Source organism: Streptomyces sp. NPDC047974 (genome assembly GCF_040653375.1).
In the GTDB taxonomy this organism is placed as follows: domain Bacteria; phylum Actinomycetota; class Actinomycetes; order Streptomycetales; family Streptomycetaceae; genus Streptomyces.
This window is the reverse complement of the sequence record NZ_JBEZNU010000011.1, coordinates 1-6,633: the sequence shown is the minus strand read 5'-3', so window position 1 is coordinate 6,633 and position 6,633 is coordinate 1. Positions and strand designations below refer to the sequence as shown.

Annotated in this window: 6 protein-coding genes and 1 tRNA gene; 2 read left to right on the top strand and 5 right to left on the bottom strand. The window is 71.2% G+C overall.

From position 1 onward, the window contains the following. On the bottom strand, positions 1 to 814 hold an 814-nt coding region (locus AB0E19_RS17440), incomplete at its 3' end, for a glycerophosphodiester phosphodiesterase (RefSeq protein WP_362180180.1). Between the two features lie 187 nt (positions 815 to 1,001). Between AB0E19_RS17440 and AB0E19_RS17435 the strand changes: the two genes are divergently transcribed. Next, on the top strand, positions 1,002 to 2,543 hold the full coding sequence (locus AB0E19_RS17435; protein WP_362180177.1) for a trypsin-like peptidase domain-containing protein: 1,542 nt from the start codon (positions 1,002 to 1,004) through the stop codon (positions 2,541 to 2,543). A 147-nt stretch (positions 2,544 to 2,690) separates the two neighbouring features. Here the strand turns inward: AB0E19_RS17435 and AB0E19_RS17430 are convergent, their stop codons facing one another. Next, entirely contained in the window at positions 2,691 to 3,548 is an 858-nt protein-coding gene (locus AB0E19_RS17430) for an MHYT domain-containing protein (protein ID WP_362180174.1), read from the bottom strand. Positions 3,549 to 3,766: 218 nt separating this feature from the next. Here AB0E19_RS17430 and AB0E19_RS17425 point away from each other — a divergent pair. Next, positions 3,767 to 3,856: transfer RNA gene (locus AB0E19_RS17425), tRNA-Ser, on the top strand. Between the two features lie 138 nt (positions 3,857 to 3,994). Here the strand turns inward: AB0E19_RS17425 and AB0E19_RS17420 are convergent. The 3 genes from AB0E19_RS17420 to AB0E19_RS17410 form a co-directional block, all read right to left on the bottom strand. Beyond that, positions 3,995 to 5,398 (bottom strand): site-specific integrase, encoded by a 1,404-nt coding sequence (locus AB0E19_RS17420; protein ID WP_362180171.1) that lies wholly within the window; start codon positions 5,396 to 5,398, stop codon positions 3,995 to 3,997. 58 nt (positions 5,399 to 5,456) lie between these two features. Then, the gene (locus tag AB0E19_RS17415) at positions 5,457 to 5,648 is read right to left on the bottom strand and encodes a helix-turn-helix domain-containing protein (RefSeq protein ID WP_362180168.1); all 192 of its coding nucleotides are present in this window, start codon (positions 5,646 to 5,648) and stop codon (positions 5,457 to 5,459) included. A 313-nt stretch (positions 5,649 to 5,961) separates the two neighbouring features. Continuing rightward, positions 5,962 to 6,633 (bottom strand): DUF3987 domain-containing protein (locus AB0E19_RS17410; protein ID WP_362180166.1); only part of this gene is annotated, 672 nt, incomplete at its 5' end.

The window sequence follows — 6,633 nt, the reverse complement described above, 5'->3', positions numbered from 1 at the left end:
CGGCCTTGGGGCGGTTGGTGATGATCGCGTCGACGCCCAGGCGCAGACAGAGCTCGACGTCCTCCGGGTCGTCCACCGTCCAGACGTGGACCTGGTGGCCGGCCTTCTGCAGGCGCAGGATGACGGCCGGATGGTGGCGGACGATCCGGATGGAGGGACCCGCCACGCGCGCGCCCGCGGGAAGGCGTCCGTCGCGCAGCCGGGGGGTGACGAACTGGGCGAGCGAGACGGTCGGGAGCGTCGGCGCGGCGGCGGTGATCCGGTGCAGGGAACGGGCCGAGAAGCTCATGATCCGTACCGGGGACTCCTCGGGCGCCACGGGCGCGTGCAGGCCGAAACGCTCCAGGAGCGCGAGCAGCCGGTCCTCGACCTGGCCCGCCCAGCGGGTGGGGTGCTTGGTCTCGATGGCGAGCTCGACCCGCCGGCCCGCGTCGGAGACCAGCTCCAGGAGCCGCTCCAGGGTGAGGACCGAGGTGTACTCGGGGTCGCCCCAGTCGGGGATCTCGCCGGGCTCCCCGGAGTCCTCGCGCTCCTTGAACTTCTTCCAGGCGCCGAAGTCCAGCGCGGAGAGGTCGGCGAGTTCGAGCGTGGAGACGGCCCCGCGGCCGTTCGAGGTACGGTCGACGCGGCGGTCGTGGACGCAGACCAGGTGCCCGTCGGCCGTGAGCCGTACGTCGCACTCCAGGGCGTCGGCGCCGTCCTCGATGGCCTTCACGTAGGCGGCCAGGGTGTGTTCCGGCGCGTCCTCCGAGGCTCCTCGGTGGGCGACGACCTGGACGGGGCCGGGGTGCGGTTGCTGCCGTGCGTGGGTCACCGCGTCATGGTGCCATTGGCGGGGCGGCCGGGGCACACCGGACCTGTCCGTTCTGTACGGATATAAAGAAAGGGGTGCGTACGCACAGCTCCGCCTTACCGCGGCCTGACGCCCGGTGGGAAAAGCTGTGTCCAGCACCCTGGAGCGACCGTCACCGTCCCCGCGCCGTGAACGAGGAGAGCGAGCTGTGAGCACCGAGAACGAGGGCACCGAGGTTCCGGCGGACCCGACGGCCCCGTCCGCCCCCGCCACGCCGCCCGCCCCCGCCACCCCGCCGTCCGCCGCGACGCCGGCGGCGCAGGCACCGCAGGTCCCGCAGGAGGCCCTGCGGCCCCAGCAGCCTCAGGAGGCCCCGCAGCCGCAGCCGCAGCAGCAGCCCGGGGCGCCGTCCGGCGCGGACGCGACGACCCGGATCCAGCCGCCGGTCCCGCCCGCGCCCCCGGCTCCCGCTCCCGTGCCCTCGATGCCCGCCTCCGCCCCGTACGCGCCCGCGCACGCCCCCGAACCCGCGGCGGCGGCCGCCGGGGGCGGTGGCTGGCCGCCGGCGCCCCCGGCCGTCCCGTCCTGGGGCGAGCCGGTCCCGGCCCCGCCCGCGGACCAGGCCGCGCCGCGCAGGCGCACCGGCGGGCTCGTCGCGGCGGTCCTGGTGGCGGCGCTCGTCGCCGGCGGCATCGGCGGCGGCATCGGGTACTGGGCGGCCCAGCGCGAGGACGGCGGCACGGCGTCCACGACGGTCTCCTCCGGCGAGGCCCCCGCCTCCTTCAAGCGGGAGCCGGGCACGGTCGCGGCGGTCGCCGCGAAGGCGCTGCCGAGCGTGGTCACCATCCAGGCCAAGTCGGGCGGCACGCAGGGCGAGGGCGGCACCGGCACCGGTTTCGTCTACGACCAGCAGGGTCACATCGTCACCAACAACCACGTGGTGGCGTCGGCGGCGGAGGGCGGCACGCTCTCCGCGACCTTCTCGGACGGCCGGACGTACGACGCCGAGGTCGTCGGCCGTGCCGAGGGCTACGACGTGGCCGTGATCAAGCTCAAGAAGGCCCCGGAGGGGCTGAAGCCGCTGCCGCTGGGCGACTCGGACAAGGTGGCGGTCGGCGACTCGACGATCGCGATCGGCGCGCCCTTCGGCCTCTCCAACACGGTGACGACCGGCATCATCAGCGCCAAGAACCGTCCGGTGGCCTCGGGCGACGGCGGCGGCAGCAACTCGTACATGAGCGCCCTGCAGACGGACGCCTCGATCAACCCCGGCAACTCCGGCGGTCCGCTGCTCGACGCGGCCGGCGCGGTGATCGGCATCAACTCGGCGATCCAGTCCACCGGCGGCGGCTACGGCCAGTCGCAGGCGGGCTCCATCGGCCTCGGCTTCGCGATCCCGGTGAACCAGGCGAAGACGGTGGCCCAGCAGCTGATCAAGACCGGCAAGCCGGTCTACCCGGTGATCGGCGCGACCGTGAACATGAACGACAAGGGTGAGGGCGCGCGGATCGCCGAGCAGGGTGCGGGCGGCACGGACGCGGTGATGCCGAGCGGCCCGGCGGCCAAGGCGGGCCTGAAGCCCGGTGACGTGATCACCGCCTTCGGCGACCACCCCATCGACAGCGGCCCGTCGCTCATCAGCGAGATCTGGACCCACAAGCCGGGCGACTCGGTGGAGATCACCTACGAGCGCGACGGCAAGACGGCGAAGACGACGGTGGTCCTCGGCGAGCGCACCGGTGACAGCTGACGCGCGACAGCAGACGCGTGACAGCTGACACGCGACAGCCGAGGCGCGACAGCTGACACGCGACAGTCGAGGCGTGACAGCCGACGCACGCGCGCGTGAGGACGCGGAAACGGCGCCGGGGGACACCCGGCGCCGTTTCCGCGCTCCTCAGAGGCTCCGGCTCTCCCTTTCGGGACTCCCGCCGGTGACGCCCCAGTTGTTGTCCGCGTTCAGGCCGGCCCGGAGGTCGCCGATGTCGATGCGCGGAGCCGGCCGGGCGGCGGGCTTGTCCTCGCCCATGATGAGCATCGGGTCGAGCATGACGACGGCGGCGGCCAGGACCAGGAAGATCAGCGGACCGACGAGCAGCGGCAGCACGTCGATGACGGAGGAGCCGTCGCCCGTGGTGGCGTGGGCGTCATGGGCGACCGTGACGCCCACGGCGGCCATGCCGGTGTAGTGCATGCCGGTCACGGCGATGCCCATGATCACGCTCGCGCCGAGGCTGGCGAGGAAGCCGCGGATCGAGACGGCGGCCCAGAGCGCGGCGGTCGCGGCGACGACGGCGATGAGGACGGAGAGCGCGACGACGCCGGGCTCGTACGTCAGGGAGCCGTTCATCCGCATGGCGGCCATGCCCAGGTAGTGCATCCCCGCCACGCCGAGGCCGGTGAAGAGGCCGGCGGTGAGCAGCGGGGCGGGCCGCGCGCCGCGGTAGCCCACGGTGAAGACGCCGGCGCCGACGACGAGCACCGCCACGAGCAGGCTGAGGAAGGTCAGCGTGCCGTCGTACGAGATGTCCGTCTCGCTCACCTGGAAGCCGAGCATCGCGATGAAGTGCATGGTCCAGATCCCGCACCCGATCGACGTGGCGCCGAGCGCCAGCCACCCGGGCTTCCGGGTCCGCCCGGTCGCGAGCGACCGCACGGTGCAGCGCAGCCCCAGCGCGCTGCCCAGGCAGGCCATCACATAGCCCACGAGTGGCGTGACCATGCCATAGCTGAACCCGTCGATCGTGCCCTGCACCCTGCGGCCCTCTGTTCTTCTCAAGAAACGTGGAGATGTTGTGAAGGGGACTTTATCCCGGCGATCCCGGCGATCTTCAGGCACCCGTGGCATTCCGGCGCCTTTCCGGTCACACCCCCCGCGCCTTCGCGAATCCCCCGCCCCGTCCCGCCGCCCGCCGCACCCTCTCCCCACCCGGTACGCTGTAGCCCGCTCCGCCCCAAGCGGTCCGGAGCGAGGGTGGGTTGCCCGAGCGGCCTAAGGGAACGGTCTTGAAAACCGTCGTGGCAGCGATGTCACCGTGGGTTCAAATCCCACACCCACCGCCAGGTCAGAGAAGTAGCAGGTCAGAGGGCGGGCCCCGGATTCCGGGGCCCGCCCTCTGCGTTCACCCTGTCTCACCCTGACTCGCCCGTATCCCGGTCCTGACCAGTGCGTATGGGCCATCTGTGGGCCAAGAACCCGGGCTACTCCTCCGCCTGAAGCCCTTGCTCCACAAGGCGGTTGGCGGCAGCGGACCCACCCTTGAGGATCTTGGCGTAGAACCGGTACAGCACGGCGAGGCTGTGCCCCGCTCGGTAGGCGGCCTCAACTGGATCCATGCCGGACTTGATCCACAGAGAGATCGCGGCGTGCCGCAGGGAGTACGGGACGTCAGCCAGCTCTGTGGCGAGCTCCTGCTCGGTGAGCACGGCCCTGCGCGCCTTCTGCCAGACCTCGGAGTACTCGTTCGACGTGAGCCGGCCGCCGTTCACCGCCCGGAAGACGCGACCGTCCGGCGCGACTCCGAAGCGAGCGATGTGAGCGCGGACCATGCGGACGAAGACTGGCGGGATCGGGACGGCCCTCACAGCCCTTCGAGCTCGATGCTTCAGGCCGCGCTCGTCGTGCGACTTCCCGCTGTTGGTCCAGCCGCTGCCGACCTCGGGGTGACTCGCCGAGACGAGTACTTCGCCCCATGCGTCGGGCTCGCTTTCTGGCGGCAGGAGGAAGTCCTTTTCTCGCAGCGCCGCAGCCTCACCGGGCCGTGTGGCCACGTAGTAGACGGCCCCGAAGAAGGTCTCCAGTTGCTCGCCACGAGCGCCCTGCGCGGCAACCGCGCCGAGCAACTTCCGCGCCAGTCCAGGGCCTGGCACGAACCGGAAGTCGACCTCATCGGATGTCTGAGGGGCGGCCCAGTCGACGGACAGGAAGGGGTGCCGGGAGATGAGACCGCGCTCCTCCACGGCAAAGCGGAAGGCGTTGCTCAGCACCATGCGCTTCCGGTTGGCGGTGTTCTCGGCCGCCTGCTTGCCGTTCAGGAGCCTGGAGAGGGCCGTAAGCGCGGCACGTACGTGCTCCGGCTTCGCGGCTTCGTCCACCTTCAGCGAGTGCTCGGCGATCCAGTCGAGCGCTACGCGTACGTCCTTCGGCGGCTCGTCGACGTCGGCACGCGAGAGAGGCCGGCCGTCGGGGCCGTCCACGACCCGGAACGCCCACTGGTAGAGCGCGGCCCGCAGAACGCGCGAGTCCGGGCGCCCGCTGCCGGCCTTCACCAGGACAGGCGTCACGACCGCGAGCGACTCGGCGATGCTCGCTCGGTGCTTCGCCGCCGCTCCAGGCCACTTCATCAAGACGTACGCCCTGGCGTGGTCGTACCAGGTGGGCATCGCGAGCGCGGCGAACTCCTTCGCCGGGAGCCCGGTCTCCTCGTCGAACTGCTGCCCGTCGCGCAGCGCAGCCATGAGCTCGGAGCGTCGGCCGTCAGCTTGGGGCCTGAGTTTGAAGCTTCGGGAGTGAGCCTGCTTGCCGACCCGCCACCGCAGCTCGAACGGCTTCGGACGGCCCTTGCGTTGCCGAATGGACCAGATGTCTACGTCGAACGTGAGCATGTCTCTCCAGAGAGGCGAGGGGGCCCACCAGGCGGTGGGCCCCCTCGATGCGGGTGGGTCAGGCGGCGGCGGCTTCCTCGCACTGGGCCAGCCAGTTGTCGAGGTCCGAACGACGAACGCGGAGCTGGCCGTTGGGCAGCTTGATCAGACGCGGGCCCTTACCGCGGGCGCGCATCCGGTAGAAGGCGGCGCGGCTCATGTCGAGTTCGGCGAGAACCTCGGGGAGCTTGAGCATCGGCTGACGTGCCACAGGTCGTGTTCCTTCGGCTCGGTCCGGGGCGCTGGAACCCCGGAAAGTGCTGACAGAACTGACAGAACCTCGCCGCATAGCCTCTGACCTGCTGCTTTGGTCACTCTGGCCGCTGTGACAAAACCTCAAAAAACTCTGACAGAACCTCGAAAACCTAGGTTCTGTCAGACCGGGCCGCTCGGGCCCCGGGGGAGGTTTTTTGAGTTCTGTCAGAGTTTTCGGAGGTTTTGTCACAGCTCCGAAAGTGCTCGTTTCCGCAGGTCAGGGGGCTAGTCGGGAGGTTCTGTCAGTTCTGTCAGCGGTTTCGGGGTTTTCAGGCGGCGGAGGTGACGCGGGGGTGGGTCTCGTAGCGGGGCGAGGGCGGCCGGCCGCCGCGCGTGGTGCGGGGCGGCGGGGGCTGCTGTCGGAGCCAGCCGTGTTCCTCCAGGAGGTCCAGGGCGGGGTCGAGGTCTCCCATGGCGGCGAACTCACTGCGGGGCATCGCGCGGAAGAGGTCGCGCTTGGTGAAGCTCGCGGTGCGGGTCTCGCTCAGGTGGGTCAGCACCGTGTGGGCGGATTCCTGGGCGGGGTCGGCCTTCATCGCGTTGAACACGTCGAGGGCGTGGGCGGTGAAGTAGTCGCCGAGCCGGGTGGCGGCGGCCATCGTCTCGGCGGCGATGGGCCGGTGCCACGCGTCCTCGGGGTGGGTGGCGAGGTGGAGGAGCCCGGCGATGCGGGCGACGGCGCCGTCCCGCTTGCTGGCCCAGTTGATGATGGGCGCGAGGGGGCCGTCCTTGCGCAGCCGGGACTCGGTGACGCGCTGGTAGGCGAGGAGGACGGCGTCGGCCTCGGGCGCGAGGGTGAGCGCGACGGGTTCGCTCCAGGCCGCGAGGGTCAGCGCGAGGTGTCCGAGCTTCTGGGCGTAGGCGCCGGCGGTGTCGGGGGCGAGGAGTTCGGGGGTGAGGTTGCGGTAGCCGACGAGGGACTCGGGCTTGGAGTAGAGGAA

Excerpts from the sequence above, each read along its gene's own strand:
- AB0E19_RS17420 (WP_362180171.1), bottom strand. The coding sequence starts at position 5,398 with ATGCTCACGTTCGACGTAGACATCTGGTCCATTCGGCAACGCAAGGGC.